Origin of the sequence: Streptococcus oralis subsp. dentisani (assembly GCF_002096685.1) — a bacterium.
GTDB lineage: Bacteria > Bacillota > Bacilli > Lactobacillales > Streptococcaceae > Streptococcus > Streptococcus oralis_AD.
Window position 1 is genome coordinate 395,920 of sequence record NZ_NCVA01000040.1, and the last position, 22,637, is coordinate 418,556.

Here is a 22,637-nt window from a genome sequence, read left to right on the forward strand (position 1 = left end):
TGTATTTAATCATGTCCATCTTTCTTTATCCGCTTAGGGAAAGTGTTTGGTATCTTCTGTTTTATACCATAGCCTATATAATTGCAGTTATGATCTATTTTGCTTTAACTAAAAAGAAAGGAACAAAGAAATGAAAACTTTTCTTGCTAAAAAACGGAACACCTTTCTTACGAGATTGTTCCTAGGGCAGTTGCCCTTGCTTGTCTCTATTTATCTATTTCTATCTCGTCAGTTTTTAAATTTTTCCTTGGTTTTCCAATTTCTTTTAGTGGTTATTAACTTGGCTTCGATTTTGGTTACTGTTTACCTCACTAGGGAGATGAGGATAAGAGAGTTTGAAGACGATGATTTAGTTAGTCCTAGAACCAATCAAGTCATGTTCATCGGCCTGACAAGCTTTATGTCTATTATCTGTTTGTATAGAGGTATAACAGCAGGAGAATTCTATCAACAATTAATTGCCTATATTGGCGCTATTCTCTGCTTGATCATCATGCTTCTGCTCATTTGGGGATTGAAGTATTATAAAAAGTAGCTTGCCTTCCTCTTCTGACAGAATCTTTTATTAGGAGGCTCTATTAAACTGTCCGTGAAATAAGTGAATGGAGGTATTTAAAATGAAATATAGATTATTTCTTGTTATTTTCTTGAGTAGTATTTTGGATATTCTTTTAGGAACATTTTTACAAATCTCTAATGTATCGATTGGGTGGCTTGTTCTTTACAGTGCCTTGTTTGAAGCAGGAGTTTTTCTTCTTACCAATAAAGGGTTTGCGGTTCAAATCAAGGAGGCAGACATTCAAAACCGTTTTAAATTTATTTTTGGAAAAACGATATGGTTTCAAATTCTTTTGCTTATCTTTGTGATGGCCAAACTTTATCTTGGTTTGGATGCGAAGTTGATTTTATTTTACGGGCATATTTTCATTATCTTTAATGCCTTAATATATCTATTATCTAGTAGTCGGGTTAGTCTTAAAAAGAGCAAACCGTCCTCTTAATCTTGTAGCAGTAGAGCCCGGCAAGGGGAGGTATTAGGCTAGTCGTTGTCTTGTAAATAGTAGGGGAATTTCTATGAAAAAACACTCTATTCTTTTCAAAACGAGTGCAATTCTTTCTTATTTGTTTTTGTTTTTTGGATTGTTTTGGACAACCCAATTTTGGAGCAATTATTGGGAGTTCTCGTCTTGGGTAGGAAATCTTATCTGGATCCGAAACATCATCAGTGTTCTCTTTATCGGTCTGATGGTTTGGGTTTTGGTCAGGTCGGGCCATGCTTATCTCTTTCGCATCCCTAGGAAAAAGTGGTTGAGCTATTCTGTTCTGACGGTGTTAGTAGCTATCGTGCTGATATGCTTTAACTATCTGACAGCTAAACACGTTCAGGGAACAAACGAAGGTTGGAATTTATTTATTGCCTATAGTGAGACCAATTTTGCGGAGTTCGGTGTTTACCTAACTTTAATCGTACTAGGACCTCTGATGGAAGAATTGGTGTGTAGAGGACTGCTTCAGCACGCCTTCTTTAAGAATTCGATATGGGGGCTTGATCTTCTCTTTCCTTCACTCCTATTTTCCTTGCCTCACTTTTCTAGCTTGCCAAGTCTCACAGATATTTTTGTCTATACGACAGTGGGCTTTCTATTTGCCTGTCTGACACGTTATACGAAGAGTATCTATCCTTCTTATGCGATTCATATTGTTAATAATATCATCGCAAACTTACCATTTTTGCTCACTTTTCTACATAGGGTCTTGGGGTGAAAAAACCAAAAGGTTTACTTTTCAGCCATAGAGGAGTTCATCATGTATAAACACTTATTTTTTCTAGATTCAAAAACTTTAGACTGGTTGACACCTTATATTCTAGTCTTGGCTTCTGACACCATTGCCTTTAATGTTTTTGTGTTAACCTTCGTATCTGCGGCGGTCTTTTCTTCCCTGAATCCCATGTTAGCTTTTATGGCTATATTCTTAGGAGCTGGTTATGTTATCGGATTTTGGTTACTAAAATGGTTTGTTTTGGAAAGACTAGAGCTAAAGGATGACTTGTAGGAAAGTTTGTTTGTTGAGGAGGATAGCTTTATGACCATTTTCAATAAGTGTCATGCCTTGTTTTTTGGATTTTTAGTATTTGCAATCGTTGGTGCAGCGGGTTATTCCATTAATCAAGGGGATTATTTTCAACACCAGTATACATTCATTATTATAAAGAGTCTCTTGCTTTTCCTTAGTTTTGGCTATGCGAGATGGTTTGATATGATTTCTTTTGGGATTTTAAGCAAGAAACAACTCTTGCTGTTCATTGGAATCTTTCTTCTCACGGTGCTGGTAAATATAGGCTATCATGCTTTTTTCTCAGTTGCTTCTGGTGCCTCGGCTCAACACCTTGAGGAAACTAGTAACGGACTTTCACTTTCCTTTATTGTAAGTGTCACAGTTTTAGCACCTATCCAAGAGGAATTCATTTTCAGAGGAATCCTGCAAGGTGCGATTTTTGAAAATTCTTGGCTAGGTCTTGGACTGACTGCCTCTCTCTTCTCTTTCCTGCATGCTCCTTATGATGTTCCCTCGTTTTTCTATTATCTACTTGGGAGCTTGTTGCTGGGCTTTGCTTACAAAAAGAGCCAAAATTTGTGGGTTTCTACTCTAGTCCACATGTCTTACAACAGTTTGCCACTTTTAACTTATTTCTAAAAATCATGAAAAGGTAAGCAGAAGACGGTGCTTGCCTTCTTTAAGCTATAATGATAGCCTGAATCAATTGAGATGCTTTTCTTTGGGAATCGGGTGTGAAGCGGTTGACGAATAGACCAAAAACTAGTAGAATAGTAAGGAAACTTTATACGGAGGAAAGAAATGGACTTGGGTGATAATGAGCTAACGCTGACCCCTATACCTGGGAAGAGTGGCAAGGCTTATATGGGAAGCTATCCTGATGGGAAGCGCGTCTTTGTAAAAATGAACACCTCTCCAATCCTACCTGGCTTAGCCAGAGAACAAATCGCTCCTCAATTACTATGGACTCGTCGTTTGCCAGATGGTCGTGATATGTGTGCCCAGGAATGGTTGACGGGCAAAATCTTGACACCGCACGATATGAACCGCAAGCAAATCATCAATATCTTGACGCGTCTCCACCGCTCACGTCCCTTGATGAAGCAGTTGAGCCGTTTGGGATATACCATGGAGACGCCAGTAGACTTGTTGAAGTCTTGGAGACAGGAAGCACCCGAAGCCTTGAAACGACATCAGTACTTAAACTCGGTGATTGATGATTTGCGCAGGACGGTTCCAGGTTTTAGGGAAGACCATGCAACGATTGTGCATGGGGATCTTCGCCATAGTAATTGGATTGAGACAGAGAGTGGGCTTGTTTATCTAGTGGATTGGGATTCGGTTCGTCTGACGGATCGTATGTTTGATGTAGCGCATTTGCTATGCCACTACATTCCGGATCATCAGTGGCGCCAATGGTTGAGAGACTACGGCTATAAGTACAATCAGACAGTGTTAGATAAATTGTATTGGTATGGTCAGTATTCTTACTTGAACCAGATTGCCAAATACTTTGTAAATCAAGATTTAGATAATGTAAACCGGGAGATTTATGCCTTGCGTGTCTTCCGTGATAAGTATGGAAAGAAGAGATGAGAGTTAGAAATCGTAAAGGGGCGACAGAATTACTAGAGGCCAATCCTCAGTATGTGGTCCTCAATCCCTTGGAAGCCAAAGGGAAATGGCGAGACTTGTTTGGAAATGATCATCCTATTCATGTTGAAGTTGGAAGTGGGAAAGGGGCCTTCGTATCAGGAATGGCCAAGCAAAATCCTGGCATCAACTACATCGGGATTGACATCCAAAAGTCGGTATTGAGTTATGCCTTGGACAAGGTGCTTGAAGTTGGAGTTCCCAACATCAAATTGCTGTGGGTAGATGGTTCGGATCTGACTGACTATTTCGAAGACGGTGAAATTGATCGTCTCTACCTAAACTTTTCAGATCCCTGGCCTAAAAAACGCCATGAAAAACGTCGTTTGACTTACAAGAGTTTCTTGGATACCTTCAAGCGCATCTTGCCTGAGAATGGAGAAATTCATTTCAAGACGGATAACCGTGGCTTGTTTGAGTACAGCCTAGTGAGCTTTTCTCAGTATGGCATGAAGCTCAATGGTGTCTGGCTTGATTTACATGCCAGCGATTTTGAAGGCAATGTCATGACGGAATATGAGCAAAAATTCTCCAGCAAAGGTCAAGTGATCTACCGAGTTGAGGCAGAATTTTAAGAAATAGCTTGAAAACTAGCCGTTTGAGTGCTTATACTTTACATAAATTGACAAACGTGCTATACTGATAGTGAGAATATGAGAAAGAGAGGCGGGGAAATATCTTCGCCTCTTGCTTATGAGGAGGTGGACACAATCGCAACAATCGTAGAATTAGTCAGAGAAGTTGTAGAACCAGTCATCCAAGCACCTTTCGAACTCGTGGATATCGAGTATGGAAAGATTGGCAGTGACATGATTCTCAGTATTTTTGTAGATAAACCTGAAGGAATTACCTTGAACGACACGGCAGATTTGACAGAAATCATCAGTCCTGTCCTAGATACCATCAAGCCTGATCCCTTCCCAGAACAATATTTCCTAGAAATTACCAGTCCAGGCTTGGAACGTCCTTTGAAAACCAAGGATGCTATCGCTGGAGCTGTTGGGAAATACATCCATGTCGGGCTCTACCAGGCCATCGATAAGCAAAAAGTTTTTGAAGGAACTTTGGTGTCCTTTGAAGGGGATGAGTTGACTATGGAGTATATGGACAAGACACGTAAGAAAACCGTCCAAATTCCATACAGTTTAGTATCAAAAGCACGTTTAGCAGTAAAACTATAGAAAAGAAAGGATAGCTTTTGAGGATTCAAAAGCAAAAAGAACATGAGTAAAGAAATGCTAGAGGCCTTCCGCATTTTGGAAGAAGACAAGGGAATCAAAAAAGAAGACATCATCGACGCAGTAGTAGAGTCACTTCGTTCCGCTTATCGCAGACGCTATGGGCAATCTGACAGCGTAGCCATTGACTTCAATGAAAAAACAGGTGACTTTACAGTTTATACTGTCCGTGAAGTTGTTGATGAAGTATTTGATAGCCGTTTGGAGATCAGCTTGAAAGATGCTCTTGCCATTAATTCAGCCTATGAGCTTGGTGACAAAATCAAGTTTGAAGAAGCACCAGCTGAGTTTGGTCGTGTAGCAGCCCAATCTGCCAAACAAACCATTATGGAAAAAATGCGCAAGCAAACACGTGCCATCACCTACAATACTTATAAAGAACATGAACAAGAAATCATGTCTGGTACAGTAGAACGATTTGACAACCGCTTTATCTATGTCAACTTAGGTAGTATCGAAGCCCAATTGTCCAAACAAGACCAAATCCCTGGAGAGGTGTTTGCTTCCCACGACCGTATTGAGGTTTACGTTTATAAAGTTGAAGACAACCCTCGTGGTGTCAACGTCTTTGTTAGCCGTAGCCATCCAGAAATGATCAAACGCTTGATGGAGCAAGAAATTCCAGAAGTTTATGACGGAACTGTCGAAATCATGAGCGTAGCCCGCGAAGCTGGTGACCGTACTAAGGTTGCCGTTCGTAGCCACAATCCAAACGTGGACGCTATCGGGACAATCGTTGGACGTGGTGGTGCTAATATCAAGAAAATCACCAGCAAATTCCACCCAGCTCGTTACGATGCCAAGAGCGACCGCATGATTCCTGTCGAAGAAAACATCGACGTTATTGAGTGGGTAGCGGATCCAGCTGAGTTTATCTACAATGCCATCGCACCTGCAGAGGTTGACCAAGTTATCTTTGATGAAAATGACAGCAAACGTGCCTTAGTCGTTGTACCTGATAACAAGCTTTCTCTTGCCATCGGTCGTCGTGGACAAAACGTTCGCTTGGCAGCTCACTTGACGGGTTACCGTATCGATATCAAGTCTGCAAGTGAATTTGAAGCTATGGAAGAAGCAGGTCAAGTGGATTACGCTGACACAGACGAATCAACTGAAGAATAAAAGCTGCTAGAGGAGGGAAAGATGAAAACAAGAAAAATCCCTTTGCGCAAGTCTGTTGTATCTAACGAAGTGATTGACAAGCGTGATTTGCTCCGCATTGTCAAGAACAAGGAAGGACAGGTCTTTATCGATCCGACAGGCAAGGCCAATGGTCGAGGCGCTTATATCAAGCTAGACAATGCAGAAGCCCTAGAGGCCAAAAAGAAGAAAGTCTTTAACCGCAGCTTTAGCATGGAAGTGGAAGAAAGCTTTTATGACGAGTTGATCGCTTATGTGGATCACAAAGTAAAAAGAAGAGAGTTAGGACTTGAATAAGCAAAAGATAAGCAATCTCTTGGGACTTGCTCAGCGAGCAGGACGGATCATATCGGGTGAGGAATTGGTGGTCAAGGCCATCCAAGACCAGAAAGCCAAGCTAGTCTTTCTAGCGCATGATGCTGGTCCTAATCTGACCAAGAAGATTCACGATAAAAGTGACTATTATCAAGTAGAAGTTATAACCGTGTTTTCAACACTGGAATTAAGCATAGCAGTCGGAAAATCGAGAAAGGTTTTGGCTGTGACAGATGCTGGATTTACAAAGAAAATGAGGTCTCTTATGGAATAGAAGAGGAGGACATGATTTGTCTAAGAAAAGATTGTACGAAATCGCAAAAGAACTTGGAAAAGAAAGTAAAGAAGTTGTAGCGCGTGCAAAAGAGTTGGGCTTGGATGTGAAAAGCCACTCATCGAGCGTGGAAGCTGCTGCTGCTGAACAAATCGCAGCTAGCTTTAAACCTGCACCTGCTCCTAAAGCAGAAGCAAAACCTGTAGCACCAAAAGTAAGTGTAGAAAAGAAAGCGGAAAAGCCTGTTTCAGCTAAACCAGCTGCCGCTAAGGAAGAAAGCAAATCAGCTACACCTGTAGCTCCTAAGGAAGAAAAAGTAGTGGCCGCAAGACCACAGAGTCGAAACTTCAAAGCGGAGCGTGAGGCGCGTGCCAAAGAACAGGCAGAGCGACGCAAACAAAACAAGGGAAACAACCGTGACCAACAACAAAACGGCAACCGTCAGAAAAATGACGGCCGTAATGGTGGTAAACCTGGTCAAGGAAACCGCGACAATCGCCGATTTAACGACCAAGGGAAAAAACCACAAGGTCAAGGGAATCGTGGCAATGATCGCCGTCAGCAGCAAGACTTCCAGCCAAAACCAGCTGGACCACGTGTTGACTTTAAAGCCCGTGCAGCGGCTCTAAAAGCAGAGCAAAATGCAGAATACGCACGTTCAAGCGAGGAGCGCTTCAAACAATCGCAAGCTGCCAAAGAAGCCTTGGCTCAAGCTAATAAACGCAAGGAACCAGAGGAAATCTTTGAAGAAGCTGCCAAGCTAGCTGAACAAACGCAACCAGCGGTAACAGTAGCTCCTGTAGCGAAAGAAGCGCCAGTGGATACACGTCGTAAAAAACAAGCTCGACCAGACAAAGAACGTGATGATTATGATCACGAAGAAGATGGTCCTAGAAAACAACAAAAGAATCGAAGTAGTCAGAATCAAGTGAGAAATCAAAGAAATAGTAACTGGAATAACAACAAAAAGAATAAAAAAGGGAACAAGCAAAACAACCGTAACCAGGCTCCAAAACCTGTTACAGAGCGTAAGTTCCATGAATTGCCAACAGAATTTGAGTATACAGATGGTATGACCGTTGCGGAAATCGCAAAACGTATCAAACGTGAACCAGCTGAAATCGTTAAGAAACTCTTTATGATGGGTGTTATGGCCACACAAAACCAATCCTTGGATGGGGAAACCATCGAACTCCTCATGGTGGATTATGGTATCGAAGCCAAACAAAAGGTTGAAGTGGATAATGCCGACATCGAACGATTCTTTGTCGAAGATGGCTATCTCAACGAAGATGAATTGGTTGAGCGTCCACCAGTTGTGACGATCATGGGACACGTTGACCACGGTAAAACAACCCTCTTGGATACCCTTCGTAACTCTCGTGTTGCTACAGGTGAAGCAGGTGGTATCACTCAGCATATCGGTGCCTACCAAATCGTGGAAAATGGCAAGAAGATTACCTTCCTTGATACACCAGGACACGCGGCCTTTACCTCTATGCGTGCGCGTGGTGCATCTGTTACCGATATTACTATCTTAGTTGTAGCGGCCGACGACGGGGTTATGCCTCAGACTATCGAAGCCATCAACCACTCAAAAGCAGCGAATGTTCCAATCATTGTAGCTATCAACAAGATTGATAAACCAGGTGCTAACCCAGAACGTGTTATCGGTGAATTGGCAGAGCATGGTGTTATGTCAACAGCTTGGGGTGGAGATTCTGAGTTTGTCGAAATCTCGGCTAAATTCAACCAAAACATCGATGAACTCTTGGAAACAGTCCTTCTTGTGGCTGAAATTCAAGAACTCAAGGCCGACCCAACAGTGCGTGCGATTGGTACGGTTATCGAAGCGCGCTTGGATAAAGGAAAAGGTGCAGTTGCAACCCTTCTTGTTCAACAAGGTACCTTGAATGTCCAAGATCCAATCGTTGTCGGAAATACTTTCGGACGTGTCCGTGCTATGACCAATGATCTTGGTCGTCGTGTTAAGGTTGCAGGTCCATCAACACCAGTTTCTATCACAGGTTTGAACGAAGCGCCAATGGCGGGTGACCACTTTGCTGTTTACGAAGATGAAAAATCGGCGCGTGCAGCAGGTGAAGAGCGTGCAAAACGTGCCCTCATGAAACAACGCCAAGCTACCCAACGTGTCAGCCTTGAAAACCTCTTTGATACGCTTAAAGCCGGTGAACTCAAATCAGTTAATGTTATCATCAAGGCCGACGTCCAAGGTTCTGTTGAAGCTCTTTCTGCCTCACTTCAAAAAATTGATGTGGAAGGTGTGAAAGTTACTATCGTTCACTCAGCGGTCGGTGCCATCAATGAATCTGACGTGACGCTTGCAGAAGCTTCCAATGCCTTTATCGTTGGTTTCAACGTACGCCCTACACCACAAGCTCGCCAACAAGCCGAAGCTGACGATGTAGAAATCCGTCTCCACAGCATTATCTACAAGGTTATCGAAGAGATGGAAGAAGCTATGAAAGGGATGCTTGATCCAGAATTCGAAGAAAAGGTTATCGGTGAAGCAGTTATCCGTGAAACCTTCAAGGTATCTAAAGTGGGAACCATCGGTGGATTTATGGTTATGAGTGGTAAGGTTACCCGTGATTCTAAAGTCCGTGTCATCCGTGACGGTGTCGTTATCTATGACGGCGAACTTGCAAGCCTGAAACACTACAAAGACGACGTCAAAGAAGTTGCAAACGGTCGTGAAGGTGGATTGATGATTGACGGCTACAATGATATCAAGATGGATGATGTGATTGAGGCTTATGTCATGGAAGAAATCAAACGATAATAGAGAAACGATAGCCGATTTGACTCATCGTCAACAGCGCCTTGATGAACCTCAGTTCTATCTAAGGCTTGTTTCCTAGATTCAAATGGCTCTAGTTCCTCTATCTAATAGAAATAGCTAGGTCTGCTGGCCTAGCTTTTGGTTCAAAGTAGAGAAAGGAATATCATGGCAAATCATTTCCGTACGGATCGTGTGGGCATGGAAATCAAGCGTGAAGTCAATGAGATTTTGCAAAAGAAAGTTCGTGATCCACGTGTCCAAGGTGTGACCATTACAGATGTTCAGATGCTAGGTGACTTGTCTGTTGCCAAGGTTTACTACACCATTTTGAGTAACCTTGCTTCGGATAACCAAAAGGCTCAAATCGGGCTTGAAAAAGCAACTGGTACGATTAAACGTGAACTTGGTCGCAATTTGAAATTGTACAAAATCCCAGATTTAACCTTCGTCAAAGACGAATCCATCGAATATGGAAACAAGATTGACGAGATGCTACGCAATCTGGATAAGAACTAAGAAGGAGGGGAAACCCTCTTTTTTGGTGTATGCTAATCGTCCTTATGGTATAATATAAGCAGTAAAATCATTTTATACTCTTCGAAAATCAAATTCAAACCACGTCAGCTTCACCTTGCCGTACTTAAGTACAGCCTGCGGCTAGCTTCCTAGTTTGCTCTTTGATTTTCATTGAGTATTAGAACATACATGGAGGTTGTCATGGATAATATCATAGATGTGTCAATACCCGTTGCAGAAGTGGTGGACAAGCATCCAGAAGTCTTGGAAATCCTAGTTGAGCTAGGTTTTAAACCACTTGCCAATCCCTTGATGCGCAACACAGTCGGTCGCAAGGTATCGCTCAAACAGGGTTCTAAGCTTGAAGGAACGCCTATGGACAAGATTGTCCGCACACTGGAAGCGAATGGCTATGAAGTGATTGGATTAGACTAATGGCAGATGAACGGATTCATATCCTACGGGATATTTTGTTAGAATTGCATAATGGTGCCTCTCCTGAGTCGGTTCAGGAGCGTTTTGATGCGACCTTTACAGGTGTCTCAGCTATTGAGATTTCCCTCATGGAGCACGAGCTGATGAACTCAGACTCAGGTGTCACCTTTGAAGATGTCATGGAACTCTGTGATGTCCATGCCAATCTTTTTAAAAACGCTGTTAAGGGTGTCGAAGTGGAGGATACCGAACACCCTGGTCACCCAGTTCGCGTCTTCAAGGATGAAAATCTGGCTCTCCGTGCTGCTCTGATTCGCATTCGGAGATTGTTAGATACCTATGAGTCTATGGAAGACGAGGAAATGCTGGCAGAGATGCGTAAGGGTTTGGTCCGTCAAATGGGGCTTTTGGGGCAATTTGACATTCACTATCAGCGCAAGGAAGAGCTCTTTTTCCCCATCATGGAGCGCTATGGTCACGATTCACCTCCAAAAGTCATGTGGGGAGTGGATGATCAGATCAGAGAACTCTTTCAGACAGCTCTATCTACAGCCAAGTCACTACCAGAAGTACCGATTAGCACTGTAAAAGAAGATTTTGAAGCTTTTGCGACAGAGTTTGAAAGTATGATTTTCAAGGAAGAGTCCATCCTCCTCATGATTCTTCTTGAGTCCTTCACTCAGGATGACTGGATTCAGATTGCGGAGGAGAGCGATGCCTACGGCTATGCCATCATCCGTCCGTCAGAGAAATGGGTTCCAGAACGCCAGAGCTTTGTTGAGGAAAAGAGTGCAGAGGAGCCCGTGCAGCTAGACACTGCTGAAGGCCAAGTGCATCAAGTTATCGATACGCCTGAAGGTCAGTTTACCATTACCTTTACCCCTAAGGAAAAGGAAGCAGTGCTGGACCGCCATAGTCAACAGGTATTTGGCAATGGCTATCTCTCGGTCGAGCAGGCCAACCTCATCCTCAATCATCTCCCTATGGAGATTACCTTTGTCAATAAAGACGATATTTTCCAGTATTACAATGACAATGCGCCAGCTGATGAGATGATTTTCAAACGGACGCCATCCCAAGTCGGGCGCAATGTTGAACTCTGCCATCCGCCCAAGTACTTAGACAAGGTGAAGGCTGTTATGAAAGGTCTTCGTGAGGGTAAAAAGGACAAGTATGAAATGTGGTTCAAGTCGGAGTCGCGAGGCAAGTTTGTCCACATCACCTATGCTGCGGTACACGATGAAAACGGAGAATTTCAAGGAGTGTTGGAGTATGTTCAGGATATTCAGCCCTACCGAGAGATTGATACGGACTATTTCCGTGGATTAGAATAAGGAGAATCAATGAGTTACGAACAGGAATTTATGAAGGAATTTGAAGCTTGGGTCAATACCCAGATCATGATCAACGACATGGCGCACAAGGAAAGTCAAAAAGTTTACGAAGAAGACCAAGACGAGCGTGCCAAAGATGCCATGATTCGCTACGAAAGTCGCTTGGATGCTTACCAGTTCTTGCTTGGTAAGTTTGAAAATTTCAAGGCAGGCAAGGGATTCCATGATTTGCCAGAAGGCTTGTTTGGTGAGCGAAATTATTAAAATAGTGATACTTTCTTGATTTTTTATCGAAATCTTGATAGAATATCTTTATTAAATCCTTGTAAGAGCAGGGATTTTTTATTGAAAGGATTTTATCATGTCAAAGAAACTCCAACGTAAAAAACAATTAAGAAACAGTCTTCGTCGTTCAGGTGCATTTTCAAGTACAGTGACTAAGGTTGTTGAAGAGACCAAGAAAGTCGTGAAACACGCAGAAAAATCTGCTAGCGAGGCAGGAAAAGTTGTCTCTAAAAAAGTGGAACAGGCAGTAGAAGCGACCAAGGAACAAGCTCAAAAAGTAGCTAATTCTGTAGAAGATTTCGCAGCGACTTTGGGTGGCCTCTCAGTAGATCGTGCTAAGACTTTCTATGATGAAGGGATCAAGTCGGCTGCTGACTTTAAAAACTGGACGGAGAAAGAACTCCTTGCCTTGAAAGGCATCGGCCCAGCTACCATCAAGAAATTAAAAGAACACGGAATCAGTTTCAAGTAATCTTTCTTGAGCCTTGCATTTCCGAGAAAAACTTGCTACAATAGAGCCATTAGAGGTGTTTTGTATCCCACATTTTACAGAAAGTGGCGGCGCTGAGAAGTCCACAAATGTGTCAAAACTGGTTGCTGATGGATGAAAAATTGAAATAAAAATGTCTTTTTGTTTTAAAGACGAGAGTTGCGGGCATCTGCCCGAAATTGGGTGGTACCGCGGATAAGCACATTCGTCCCTGTCATGGATATGGCAGGGGCGATTTTTTGTAGAAAGCGAGGTAGAAGGATGACAAGAGCAGAGTTGCCAGAACGTTTAGAAACCGAACGGCTTGTTTTACGAGTCCGTACCGTGGCTGATGTTGTGGATATCTTTGACTATGCCAGTAGGCCAGAAGTTTCCTACCCAGCAGGCTTTCCTCCCGTCAAGACCTTGGAAGATGAGATTTATTATCTAGAGCATATCCTTCCCGAGCGCAATGAAAAGGACAATCTCCCAGCGGGTTATGGAATTGTCGTTAAAGGGACCGATACTATCATCGGCTCTGTTGATTTCCCTCGTCGTCACGAGGATGATGTCTTGGAGATTGGCTATATCTTACATCCAGACTATTGGGGTCTAGGTTATGTTCCAGAGGCGGCACGTGCCTTGATTGACCTAGCTTTTAAAGAACTGGGTCTTCATAAGATTGAGCTGACTTGTTTTGGCTACAATGTCCAAAGTCAACGAGTCGCAGAGAAACTTGGCTTTACCCTTGAAGCTCGAATCCGAGACCGTAAAGATGCTCAAGGCAATCACTGTGACAGTCTGATATATGGATTGCTGAAGAGTGAGTGGGAAGAGCAAATGTAAAACAAACTTGTAAGAGTATTTTACAAGTTGAACTGTTCGGAAAAATCGAACAGTTGAGGTTTATGAGCATTTGGAAGCGAGGTAAGAAAAATTGGATATAAGTCAGATAATTACTCTGCTGAGCGGCGCAGGTATTGGTGCGATCTTGAGTGCAATTTTGGTATTTGTGAATAACAACAAGAGGAATCGGCTTGATTATATTACCAAAGAGCGGTCTGAGTGGAGGAATTCCATGAAAGCAATCATAGTTGATTTATTAGATGGAAGAAATCGACATTCTGCGATTAGTAAATTAAGAACTCAATTAAATCCTTATGGACATAGAATGACTTTTAAGTATTCAAAAGAATATTATTTGAGGGATGCCCATATCTGGTACTTAATTGATGATTTTGATTATTCGGAAAAGCAGATACACAAACTTGTTGAGTATTTAGAGTTATCTATAAAATATAATTGGGAACATAGTAAAAAAGAAATCAGCTATAGACCTCTTAATTTAATTTACAATTTTATTAAATATATTGTAGTTATTTTACTTTTTGCGTCTTTATTTTCATATACGATTAAGATGGGGAAAGATTGGCAATCTTTAATTATGTTTTTTGATTTACTGTCAATCGCTCTTTTATTCATACAAAATTGGATAATTGATTCTTGGAATTATAGCTCTGTTACTTCGACGAAAAAGCAGGTTTCATGGATTATTATCTCATATGTAATTCCATATGCATATTTTTTAGGTAAGTTGCTATATTTTTTTGCTAATCAAAATTTTATATCTTTGAGTGAGCTTATTTTTATTTTCGTGATTGTTATCTTTTTAATCGTTATTTTAAGTTTCATTTTTGTTCCCCAGCACGATAGCATAGAAGAATGGTACATTGCAAAAATTAAATTAGTCGAATTTGGACAATTAAAAGATATACAAATGTCAAACCAATTATATGACGAAATTTCTTATTTTGAAAGCAAAATAGAAAGACTTAAAAGTAGTATAAGTGAGAAAGAGTTTAAAAAATTACATGAGAGGAAACAAAGAGTTAAAAAAGAATTTATTAAAAAAAGAATAGAAACCGATATACGATATACTGAAAAAAACAAGGAACATAAATTAAAATTACTTGAATCAATCACATCAAAAAAGGAGAACACACATGTCTAAAGAACTTTCACCTAAATACAATCCAGCTGAGGTTGAGGCTGGTCGTTACCAAAAATGGCTTGATGCCGATGTTTTCAAGCCTTCTGGTGATCAGAAGGCTAAGCCTTATTCTATCGTTATTCCACCACCAAACGTAACTGGTAAACTTCACCTTGGTCACGCCTGGGATACAACTTTGCAAGATATCATAATCCGTCAAAAACGCATGCAAGGTTTCGACACGCTTTGGCTTCCAGGGATGGACCACGCGGGGATTGCGACTCAGGCTAAGGTTGAGGAGCGCTTGCGTGGCGAGGGCATTAGCCGTTATGACCTCGGTCGTGAGAAATTCCTAGATAAAGTCTGGGAATGGAAAGACGAATATGCCACTACCATCAAGGAACAATGGGGCAAGATGGGGCTCTCTGTAGACTACTCTCGTGAGCGTTTCACCCTTGACGAAGGTTTGTCAAAAGCCGTTCGCAAGGTCTTTGTGGACCTTTACAAGAAAGGCTGGATCTACCGTGGTGAGTTTATCATCAACTGGGACCCAGCAGCTCGCACAGCCCTTTCTGATATCGAGGTTATCCACAAGGATGTCGAAGGTGCCTTCTACCACATGAACTACATGTTGGAAGACGGTTCACGCGCCCTTGAAGTTGCAACAACTCGTCCAGAGACCATGTTTGGAGACGTAGCTGTTGCGGTCAATCCAGAAGACCCACGCTACAAGGATTTGATTGGTAAAAACGTCATCCTTCCAATCGCTAACAAACTCATCCCAATTGTTGGAGATGAACACGCCGACCCTGAGTTTGGTACTGGTGTCGTGAAAATCACGCCTGCCCACGATCCAAACGACTTCTTGGTTGGTCAACGTCACAACTTGCCACAAGTCAACGTCATGAACGACGACGGAACTATGAACGATCTTGCCTTCGAATTTGCAGGCATGGACCGTTTTGAAGCTCGTAAGGCAGTCGTTGCCAAGTTGGAAGAAATCGGTGCCCTTGTTAAAATCGAAAAACGTGTCCACAGTGTTGGTCACTCAGAGCGTACAGGTGTTGTGGTTGAACCACGCTTGTCTACTCAGTGGTTTGTCAAGATGGACCAATTGGCCAAGAATGCTATTGACAACCAAGACACAGAGGACAAGGTCGAATTCTACCCACCTCGTTTCAACGATACCTTCCTCCAATGGATGGAAAATGTCCACGACTGGGTTATCTCTCGTCAGCTCTGGTGGGGTCACCAAATCCCTGCTTGGTACAATGCCGAGGGTGAAATGTATGTCGGTGAAGAAGCTCCAGAAGGCGACGGATGGACTCAGGACGAAGACGTTTTGGATACTTGGTTCAGTTCTGCCCTTTGGCCATTCTCTACCATGGGCTGGCCTGATGTCGACTCAGAAGACTTCAAACGCTACTTCCCAACTTCAACCTTGGTAACAGGTTACGATATCATCTTCTTCTGGGTGTCTCGTATGATTTTCCAATCCTTGGAATTCACTGGTCGTCAGCCATTCCAAAACGTCCTTATCCACGGTCTCATCCGTGACGAGCAAGGACGTAAGATGTCTAAATCTCTCGGTAACGGGATTGACCCAATGGATGTCATCGAGAAATACGGTGCTGATGCCCTTCGTTGGTTCCTGTCAAACGGTTCTGCGCCAGGGCAAGACGTGCGCTTCTCTTACGAGAAAATGGATGCGTCATGGAACTTCATTAACAAAATCTGGAACATCTCTCGCTACATCCTCATGAACAATGAAGGCTTGACCCTCGAGCAAGCAACTGCCAATGTCGAAAAAGTTGTCAACAAGGAAGCTGGAAATGTCACTGACCGCTGGATTCTCCACAACCTCAATGAAACGATCGGCAAAGTTACTGAAAACTTTGACAAGTTTGAGTTTGGTGTGGCTGGGCACATCCTCTACAACTTTATCTGGGATGAGTTTGCGGACTGGTATGTTGAGTTGACCAAGGAAGTCCTTTATAGCGATAACGAAGAAGAGAAAGTCATCACACGTTCTGTTCTCCTATACACTTTGGACAAGATCCTTCGTCTCCTTCACCCAATCATGCCGTTTGTGACAGAGGAAATCTTTGGACAAATTTCAGAAGGCTCTATCGTTACAGCAGAATACCCAACGGTCAACCCAGCCTTTGAAGACCTTGCGGCTCACACAGGTGTAGAAAGCCTCAAGGACTTGATCCGTGCTGTTCGTAATGCGCGTGCGGAAGTAAACGTAGCACCAAGCAAGCCTATCACCATCCTTGTCAAGACAAGCGATAGTGATTTGGAAGCCTTCTTTAACAGCAATGTCAACTACATCAAACGCTTTACAAATCCAGAACGCTTGGAAATCGCATCAACTATCCCTGCACCTGAACTTGCTATGTCAAGCGTCATCACAGGAGCAGAAATCTACTTACCACTGGCTGACCTCCTCAATGTCGAAGAAGAATTGGCTCGTCTCGATAAGGAACTGGCTAAATGGCAAAAAGAACTGGATATGGTCGGCAAGAAGCTCTCTAACGAACGCTTCGTAGCCAATGCCAAACCAGAAGTCGTCCAAAAAGAACGCGACAAACAAGCCGACTACCAAGCTAAGTACGACGCGACCGTAGCACGTATTGATGAGATGAAGAAACTCGTGAAATAAACACAGAAACACGGCGAAATGCCGTGTTTTTTTGGTATAATCAGTATAAATAAATTATCAAAAAGAGGTACAGATATGCCTTATGAATCAGGTGGAAGAGCAGATAAATTAGGTAATAAATATGAGTTCAACTGGATTGTTTTAAAATTTATTGATATTATTTCTGAAAAAATAGATGCTATAAAAATTGAACCAATTGGTCCCGAAGGAGAGTGTGTAGATGTTTTAGTACGATATAAAAATGGGAGTACTGAAGCACAGCAATGTAAAGGAAGAAATGCCAGTAAAGAAAGTTGGTCTCTTGCAGATTTAAATCAAAAGGGAATTCTTAAGAGTTGGAAAAGACATTTAGAAAGAGACCCGCAAGTAAAGGTTTCATTGATTAGTCCACTTTCATTTACAAGTTTTTCAGATTTGATTTATAGAGCTAAAACTAATGATGAGGCTCAGTCTTTCATTAAGTATCAGATTGACACTTCTTCGGAAGTTAGAAAGTTATTGAACAATTATATTGAGTATTTGGGATTTTCTAAGGAAAGAGACATTCGAAAAATTATAAATTTTTTAAGTAGGACGGTTATTAGACAAGAGCCGTATCCAGATAATGAAGAATTTATTAAAGATAAGGTTAGTCAATACTTTATTGGTGATGCTACTAGCATAAAGTCAAAATTCATTAATTTAATTTTACAAGGTGAAATTTATGGAAGATGGCTTTCATTTCAGGATTTAGAGAAATTTATTAAAAATGAGAAAATTGAATTCAGAAATTTAGCACGTGATGATAGGATAATGCCTAGAATACATATTTTAAATGATGAGTATAAAAATAGCTTTAAAACATTGGATTCGGGTCTAAAAATTCGCACACAATTTGATGAATGTAAGAAATATATTCAAGAAGGAAAATCAATTATCATTCACGGTAAAGCTGGGAATGGTAAAAGCGGTTTAACAGAAAATATTATTGATTGGTGTAATAAAAGTAATATTTTACACTTAGATTTAAAACTAGATTGTTATATTCCTGAGGGTACGGCACAAGGATGGGGGGAGAAATTAGGATTTCCTGCTAGCATTAGTTATTGTTTGAACGCTTTTTCTAAAGAGAATAATATTGTTCTTATATTAGATCAACTAGATGCGTTAAGATGGACAGCAAGGAATTCTAAAAGTTCACTTGCGACTTGTTTGGAGTTGATTCGAGAGATACGGAACCTCAATTTGGAAAGAGAGAACAAAATCTCAGTTATTTTTGTTTGCAGAACTTATGATTTAGAAAATGATAGCGGAATTAAGGCGTTATTTGAAAATAAATCGAAAGATGATACAGAGTCTTGGCATAAAGTTGAAGTTAATGAATTATTTGAAAATGAGGTTGAGGAAATTTTAGGGAGTAAATACCATAATTATCCAAACAGATTAAGACAGTTGTTGAGAACCCTGAGTAATCTTTATATTTGGGAACAAATTAATTACAAAGAAGAATATTATCAAATAAAAAATACTTATGACCTAGTTGATAAATGGTGGAGGGATTTATCAGAAAAATGTCAGGAAGCCGATTTAAGTGAAGATGATCTGAATAAATTAAAAGAAAAGCTTGTCAATTTATTTGCTGATACAGGTAAAACTGTGTTTAGTAAGAGAAGAATAATAGGTAATGAGAAAGCTCTGCGATATTTAATTAGCCAAGGGATGTTAACAGAGCGTTCCAACAAAGTTTCTTTTGTTCATCAGTCATTCTTAGATTGTTTTGTTGCAGAGCAAATGATTCTTGATTACTACGATAATTATGACGATATAAATGAAATTATTGGAGATAAAACACAACAGAATCCAACAAGACGTTATCAATTTCAAATTTTTCTTCAATTATTATTAGAAGAATCAGAAAAAGATTTTTTAAATTTTGGAACTAGATTAATAAAGAGTGATAATGTCAGGTTTAATTTCAAATATGTTTTCTTTGAAATCTTAGGAAGTATTCAAGAACCATCTAAAAAGATTTTAAATTATATAGCAGAGCTGATTCAAGAAACAGAGTATAGAAATCATTTGTGTCAAACGGTAATTAGTAGTCATCCATTATATGTGAATTTTTTAGTGGAAGAGGGTATTTTTAAAAAGTGGTTTGATGAGAATAGAATATTAGTAATTAATTTATTAAGTAGTATCTCTCCAAATTACACAACTGAAAGTATTAAATTTATCAAATTATCAATAGCAAATTCTGATAATAAAAATGAGTGGTGGGGCTGTTTCTTTAATGATTATCATAATGATTCAGAAGAATTTTTTAAGGTAAGATTGCATTATTGGAAATCTTATCTAAAAGAACCAGATTTGTTTGACGACTTCTATAAAAATATAAACGCATATACAATTAAGATTATATGTTTATTTCTTGACAAATTTCAAGACTCTGATAATAGTAATAGATTTTATAGTGAATCAAAGGAATTCGACGAAGATTCCCATAATTACATAGATAAAAATTGTATACAAATCGTCAAAATATTATTGCCTTATCTTAAAAAGTATTCCGAGAATAATTCTACTAAATACAATCTAGCTCTGAAAGAACGCGATAGATTACAAAGATATTACCTTCATTTGTTAAATGAAGCAAATAAATGTCTAATTTCGAAATATCCTGATATTTTTTTTGAAACTTATAGTGATTATATGGGAAATGGTGATTATCTTTATAATGAAGTTGTTTTAGATGCATTGTATTATTTACCAGCGAGCTATTCTGATACTTGTATCAAATACTTACTGATTGATTTTTACAAAAACCTCTTTGAAAAATCTCAAGGTTATGAAGAAAAATTGATTTTAGCCAAACGATTGATTTCTAAGGTCTCAAAAAGATGTTCATTAGAAATGTACCATAAACTTGAAGAACAAATTATTCATTATGTATCACCTAAGGCTAAACAAAGACTAGCAAGGAGAATTGAAACAAATAAATCTCAAAATGATTATAGGGTTTATTGGCCATTTTGGGGAGATTTACAGTATAGATTGCTATCAGTTTTACCGAAAAAAAGAATGAGTAAAGAAGCTATCGAATTACTAAAGGTATTAGAACGATCTAATAGTTTTTCTGATTCTTTTTATGACTCACATTGTGGAAGTGTAGTTTCTCCGCTACAAGGAAAGAATATTTCTGCTAAATCTTGGAGAAATATTCTCATCAGTCCAAAAGGTGAGACTAAATGTAGATGGGATAGTGAGAGACACATATTTATTGAGTCTTCTCCTAGAGAATTAGCTAGGGATTTTAGAATTGCTGTTTCTAAAAATCCTAAAGAATACGTTTCTTTATTTTTAAACTTATCGTCCAATCATAAAATCAATGAACATTATATAGATGGTCTACTAGGTGGAATTGTAGACTTAGAAAAAATTCCAGATCCTGTTTTAAGTGACCTTGAATTCATACTATTAAATTTTGTAAATGAAAATAATTGGGAGAATCTCTATTATTTTTTCCGAGTCATAGAGAAACACGCAAATATGGGATGGTCCGATGAAGTTTTTGGAAAGCTTAATTATTATCTTAAGAAAACTGATTTAGATGTTCTTGATAAATTTAACGAGAATCAAACTCTGGAAAATTATTTACAACAGTCATACTCAACTTTAAGAGGTCATGGAATACACGCTTTGACAAAACTAATAGAAAATTCACCAACAAACATTTCGTACTTCAAAAATACTATCATTTCACTTGCTAATGATAAGACTGACTACGTACGCTTAAATGCTATTTTTCTTCTGTATATAATTTTGGATTTAGATAAAGATTTTGCTAGAGAGTTATTTAGAGGGATTTTTACGGATGAAAAGATGATAATTCATTGGTATAGTAATTATATTTTGTATAGTCTATATGAAGATGAGAAAAAACTGATTCAACCTCTACTGCAAGTAGCTTTCGATTCAAAAGATAAATTGCTTATAAAAAATGCTTCATCCTTAATTACAGAAATTTATATTAATACAGGAGAAATGGAATCAACCGTATATGATGGGAATGGACTTCAAGCAGAAGGTATTTGTCAGATGGCAATTAATTATTTAAAGGTAAAGAACCATGAAGAGAAATCAAAGAAGATTATACTGCATCATTTAAGTAAGAATATTACAAATTTAGAAAAAATTTTACCACAGTTGTTCCGGGATGATTTGTTGGATATTAAAGAAGATAAAGATTTAATACTTAAGCTACTAACTTCAGAATATAGAGATAAGTTATATTATTATTTTTTAAAATTTCTTGAAAAACAGGTATCGATTTCAGATTATGAAAACATCATATTTGAAACAGTGTCTAATATTGTGAGCAAAAACAATGAATTGAAATTGGAACCATATTATTATAGACGAATAGAAGAATATCTTTCTAGGTTAATGATACAGCTTTATGATGAACATAAAGGGGATGATATTGCTGATAGGTGTTTAGATATTATTGATCAAATGTTTGAAAATGAGTTCGGCAGCTCACGAACTCTGATTGAAGAATTGATGAATAAATAACAAAATTTTATAAGAAACTGATAGTAAGAGATTGAATTATTATGAATCTTAGAAAGAATTAGTTAAATATAATGTAATGTATTCTTTTCAAGAGTTAGTCTTTTTACATATAAAAGCTAAAGTAAAAGATATAGATTTCTCTCCCTTAACCTTTGACTATTCCGTAAAATTATCGTACAACAAAGAGTACATGATAAAATGAGGTCAGAGTCTGTTCGCTCTGGCGATAGTAGTAAAAATGAGGAGAAACGCTTTGGAATTAGAAGTATTTGCTGGGCAAGAAAAAAGTGAACTATCTATGATTGAGGTGGCGCGTGCTATCTTGGAACTTCGTGGTCGCGATCATGAGATGCATTTTAGTGATCTTGTAAACGAAATTCAAAACTACCTTGGAACATCAAACAGCGATATCCGCGAAGCTTTGCCTTTGTTCTACACAGAGTTGAACTTTGACGGTAGCTTCATCTCACTTGGAGACAACAAATGGGGGCTTCGTTCATGGTATGGTGTGGACGAAATCGATGAAGAAATCATCGCTCTTGAAGAAAGTGATGACGATGAAGTAGCACCAAAAGCTAAGAAAAAACGTGTCAACGCCTTTATGGATGGTGATTCAGATGCCATTGACTACAATGCAGATGATCCAGAAGACGAAGATGCATACGAAGCAGACCCAGCTCTTTCATATGATGATGATAATCCAGATGATGAGAAAAATGAAGTGGAAGCTTACGATGCAGAAATCAACGAAATCGCCCCTGATGACTTGGGTGAAGACGTGGATCTCAACGAAGAAGACGACGAGTTTTCTGACGATGACGCAGAAACGAGTGAAGAAGAGTAAAAGACTATACAGAGGAGATCGCCTGATCTCCTTTTTCGTTCCTTGAGCAGGCCATCCGTTTGAATGC

The 22,637-nt window shown here is 39.7% G+C and carries 22 protein-coding genes; all 22 read left to right on the plus strand.

What is annotated here, in order from left to right; translation table 11 throughout:
• Window positions 1-130: 130 nt before the first annotated feature.
• The 22 genes from B7705_RS06480 to rpoE all read left to right on the plus strand — a co-directional run bounded on the left by B7705_RS06480 (window position 131) and on the right by rpoE (window position 22,570).
• On the plus strand, window positions 131-535 hold the full coding sequence (locus tag B7705_RS06480) for an immunity protein (RefSeq protein WP_084948537.1): 405 nt from the start codon (window positions 131-133) through the stop codon (window positions 533-535).
• An 82-nt stretch (window positions 536-617) separates the two neighbouring features.
• Window positions 618-1,001 carry an immunity protein gene (locus tag B7705_RS06485; RefSeq protein ID WP_162284879.1) on the plus strand — a complete coding sequence of 128 codons (384 nt, stop codon included), beginning with the start codon at window positions 618-620 and terminating at the stop codon, window positions 999-1,001.
• A 73-nt stretch (window positions 1,002-1,074) separates the two neighbouring features.
• Window positions 1,075-1,764 carry a CPBP family intramembrane glutamic endopeptidase gene (locus tag B7705_RS06490; protein WP_084948540.1) on the plus strand — a complete coding sequence of 230 codons (690 nt, stop codon included), beginning with the start codon at window positions 1,075-1,077 and terminating at the stop codon, window positions 1,762-1,764.
• Between the two features lie 42 nt (window positions 1,765-1,806).
• Window positions 1,807-2,055, plus strand: a complete 249-nt coding sequence (gene blpZ, locus B7705_RS06495) for an immunity protein BlpZ (RefSeq protein ID WP_061454541.1) — start codon at window positions 1,807-1,809, stop codon at window positions 2,053-2,055.
• Window positions 2,056-2,085: 30 nt separating this feature from the next.
• A complete protein-coding gene (locus B7705_RS06500; protein ID WP_084948542.1) occupies window positions 2,086-2,697 on the plus strand; it encodes a CPBP family intramembrane glutamic endopeptidase in 612 nt (203 codons plus the stop codon).
• Between the two features lie 162 nt (window positions 2,698-2,859).
• Entirely contained in the window at window positions 2,860-3,654 is a 795-nt protein-coding gene (gene ccrZ / locus B7705_RS06505; RefSeq protein WP_084948543.1) for a cell cycle regulator CcrZ, read from the plus strand.
• Window positions 3,651-4,286 carry a tRNA (guanosine(46)-N7)-methyltransferase TrmB gene (gene trmB, locus B7705_RS06510; RefSeq protein WP_084948545.1) on the plus strand — a complete coding sequence of 212 codons (636 nt, stop codon included), beginning with the start codon at window positions 3,651-3,653 and terminating at the stop codon, window positions 4,284-4,286. The genes ccrZ and trmB overlap by 4 nt, the downstream gene beginning before the upstream one ends.
• A 126-nt stretch (window positions 4,287-4,412) precedes the next feature.
• The gene (rimP, locus tag B7705_RS06515; RefSeq protein WP_084948546.1) at window positions 4,413-4,892 is read left to right on the plus strand and encodes a ribosome maturation factor RimP; all 480 of its coding nucleotides are present in this window, start codon (window positions 4,413-4,415) and stop codon (window positions 4,890-4,892) included.
• Between the two features lie 42 nt (window positions 4,893-4,934).
• On the plus strand, window positions 4,935-6,071 hold the full coding sequence (gene nusA / locus B7705_RS06520; RefSeq protein WP_000032279.1) for a transcription termination factor NusA: 1,137 nt from the start codon (window positions 4,935-4,937) through the stop codon (window positions 6,069-6,071).
• Window positions 6,072-6,092: 21 nt separating this feature from the next.
• Window positions 6,093-6,386: an RNase P modulator RnpM gene (gene rnpM, locus B7705_RS06525; protein ID WP_000857562.1), complete on the plus strand. Its 294-nt coding sequence runs from the start codon at window positions 6,093-6,095 to the stop codon at window positions 6,384-6,386.
• Entirely contained in the window at window positions 6,379-6,678 is a 300-nt protein-coding gene (locus tag B7705_RS06530; RefSeq protein WP_084948548.1) for a YlxQ-related RNA-binding protein, read from the plus strand. Before rnpM ends, B7705_RS06530 begins: the two co-directional genes overlap by 8 nt.
• A gap of 16 nt (window positions 6,679-6,694) precedes the next feature.
• Window positions 6,695-9,481, plus strand: a complete 2,787-nt coding sequence (infB, locus tag B7705_RS06535) for a translation initiation factor IF-2 (protein WP_084948549.1) — start codon at window positions 6,695-6,697, stop codon at window positions 9,479-9,481.
• 165 nt (window positions 9,482-9,646) lie between these two features.
• A complete protein-coding gene (gene rbfA, locus B7705_RS06540; RefSeq protein WP_001273601.1) occupies window positions 9,647-9,997 on the plus strand; it encodes a 30S ribosome-binding factor RbfA in 351 nt (116 codons plus the stop codon).
• Window positions 9,998-10,198: 201 nt separating this feature from the next.
• Window positions 10,199-10,432 carry a DUF1858 domain-containing protein gene (locus B7705_RS06545; protein WP_000368739.1) on the plus strand — a complete coding sequence of 78 codons (234 nt, stop codon included), beginning with the start codon at window positions 10,199-10,201 and terminating at the stop codon, window positions 10,430-10,432.
• The gene (locus B7705_RS06550; RefSeq protein ID WP_084948551.1) at window positions 10,432-11,766 is read left to right on the plus strand and encodes a DUF438 domain-containing protein; all 1,335 of its coding nucleotides are present in this window, start codon (window positions 10,432-10,434) and stop codon (window positions 11,764-11,766) included. Before B7705_RS06545 ends, B7705_RS06550 begins: the two co-directional genes overlap by 1 nt.
• A 9-nt stretch (window positions 11,767-11,775) precedes the next feature.
• On the plus strand, window positions 11,776-12,030 hold the full coding sequence (locus tag B7705_RS06555; protein ID WP_000119707.1) for a DUF1912 family protein: 255 nt from the start codon (window positions 11,776-11,778) through the stop codon (window positions 12,028-12,030).
• Window positions 12,031-12,127: 97 nt separating this feature from the next.
• Window positions 12,128-12,523: a helix-hairpin-helix domain-containing protein gene (locus B7705_RS06560; protein WP_000038699.1), complete on the plus strand. Its 396-nt coding sequence runs from the start codon at window positions 12,128-12,130 to the stop codon at window positions 12,521-12,523.
• 279 nt (window positions 12,524-12,802) lie between these two features.
• Window positions 12,803-13,366, plus strand: a complete 564-nt coding sequence (locus B7705_RS06565; protein WP_084948552.1) for a GNAT family N-acetyltransferase — start codon at window positions 12,803-12,805, stop codon at window positions 13,364-13,366.
• A gap of 232 nt (window positions 13,367-13,598) precedes the next feature.
• Window positions 13,599-14,531, plus strand: coding sequence for a hypothetical protein (locus B7705_RS06570; RefSeq protein ID WP_084948554.1), 933 nt, complete (start codon window positions 13,599-13,601; stop codon window positions 14,529-14,531).
• Window positions 14,524-17,175 carry a valine--tRNA ligase gene (locus B7705_RS06575; RefSeq protein ID WP_084948555.1) on the plus strand — a complete coding sequence of 884 codons (2,652 nt, stop codon included), beginning with the start codon at window positions 14,524-14,526 and terminating at the stop codon, window positions 17,173-17,175. The genes B7705_RS06570 and B7705_RS06575 overlap by 8 nt, the downstream gene beginning before the upstream one ends.
• A gap of 75 nt (window positions 17,176-17,250) precedes the next feature.
• Window positions 17,251-21,726, plus strand: a complete 4,476-nt coding sequence (locus tag B7705_RS06580) for an NACHT domain-containing protein (protein WP_084948557.1) — start codon at window positions 17,251-17,253, stop codon at window positions 21,724-21,726.
• A 253-nt stretch (window positions 21,727-21,979) separates the two neighbouring features.
• On the plus strand, window positions 21,980-22,570 hold the full coding sequence (gene rpoE / locus B7705_RS06585; RefSeq protein ID WP_057489407.1) for a DNA-directed RNA polymerase subunit delta: 591 nt from the start codon (window positions 21,980-21,982) through the stop codon (window positions 22,568-22,570).
• The last annotated feature ends 67 nt before the right edge of the window (window positions 22,571-22,637 follow it).

Coding starts and splice junctions, on each gene's coding strand:
- B7705_RS06480 (WP_084948537.1), top strand. CDS start 131: ATGAAAACTTTTCTTGCTAAAAAACGGAACACCTTTCTTACGAGATTG.
- B7705_RS06485 (WP_162284879.1), top strand. CDS start 618: ATGAAATATAGATTATTTCTTGTTATTTTCTTGAGTAGTATTTTGGAT.
- B7705_RS06490 (WP_084948540.1), top strand. CDS start 1,075: ATGAAAAAACACTCTATTCTTTTCAAAACGAGTGCAATTCTTTCTTAT.
- blpZ (WP_061454541.1), top strand. CDS start 1,807: ATGTATAAACACTTATTTTTTCTAGATTCAAAAACTTTAGACTGGTTG.
- B7705_RS06500 (WP_084948542.1), top strand. CDS start 2,086: ATGACCATTTTCAATAAGTGTCATGCCTTGTTTTTTGGATTTTTAGTA.
- ccrZ (WP_084948543.1), top strand. CDS start 2,860: ATGGACTTGGGTGATAATGAGCTAACGCTGACCCCTATACCTGGGAAG.
- trmB (WP_084948545.1), top strand. CDS start 3,651: ATGAGAGTTAGAAATCGTAAAGGGGCGACAGAATTACTAGAGGCCAAT.
- nusA (WP_000032279.1), top strand. CDS start 4,935: ATGAGTAAAGAAATGCTAGAGGCCTTCCGCATTTTGGAAGAAGACAAG.
- rnpM (WP_000857562.1), top strand. CDS start 6,093: ATGAAAACAAGAAAAATCCCTTTGCGCAAGTCTGTTGTATCTAACGAA.
- rbfA (WP_001273601.1), top strand. CDS start 9,647: ATGGCAAATCATTTCCGTACGGATCGTGTGGGCATGGAAATCAAGCGT.
- B7705_RS06545 (WP_000368739.1), top strand. CDS start 10,199: ATGGATAATATCATAGATGTGTCAATACCCGTTGCAGAAGTGGTGGAC.
- B7705_RS06550 (WP_084948551.1), top strand. CDS start 10,432: ATGGCAGATGAACGGATTCATATCCTACGGGATATTTTGTTAGAATTG.
- B7705_RS06555 (WP_000119707.1), top strand. CDS start 11,776: ATGAGTTACGAACAGGAATTTATGAAGGAATTTGAAGCTTGGGTCAAT.
- B7705_RS06560 (WP_000038699.1), top strand. CDS start 12,128: ATGTCAAAGAAACTCCAACGTAAAAAACAATTAAGAAACAGTCTTCGT.
- B7705_RS06565 (WP_084948552.1), top strand. CDS start 12,803: ATGACAAGAGCAGAGTTGCCAGAACGTTTAGAAACCGAACGGCTTGTT.
- B7705_RS06570 (WP_084948554.1), top strand. CDS start 13,599: ATGAAAGCAATCATAGTTGATTTATTAGATGGAAGAAATCGACATTCT.
- B7705_RS06575 (WP_084948555.1), top strand. CDS start 14,524: ATGTCTAAAGAACTTTCACCTAAATACAATCCAGCTGAGGTTGAGGCT.
- B7705_RS06580 (WP_084948557.1), top strand. CDS start 17,251: ATGCCTTATGAATCAGGTGGAAGAGCAGATAAATTAGGTAATAAATAT.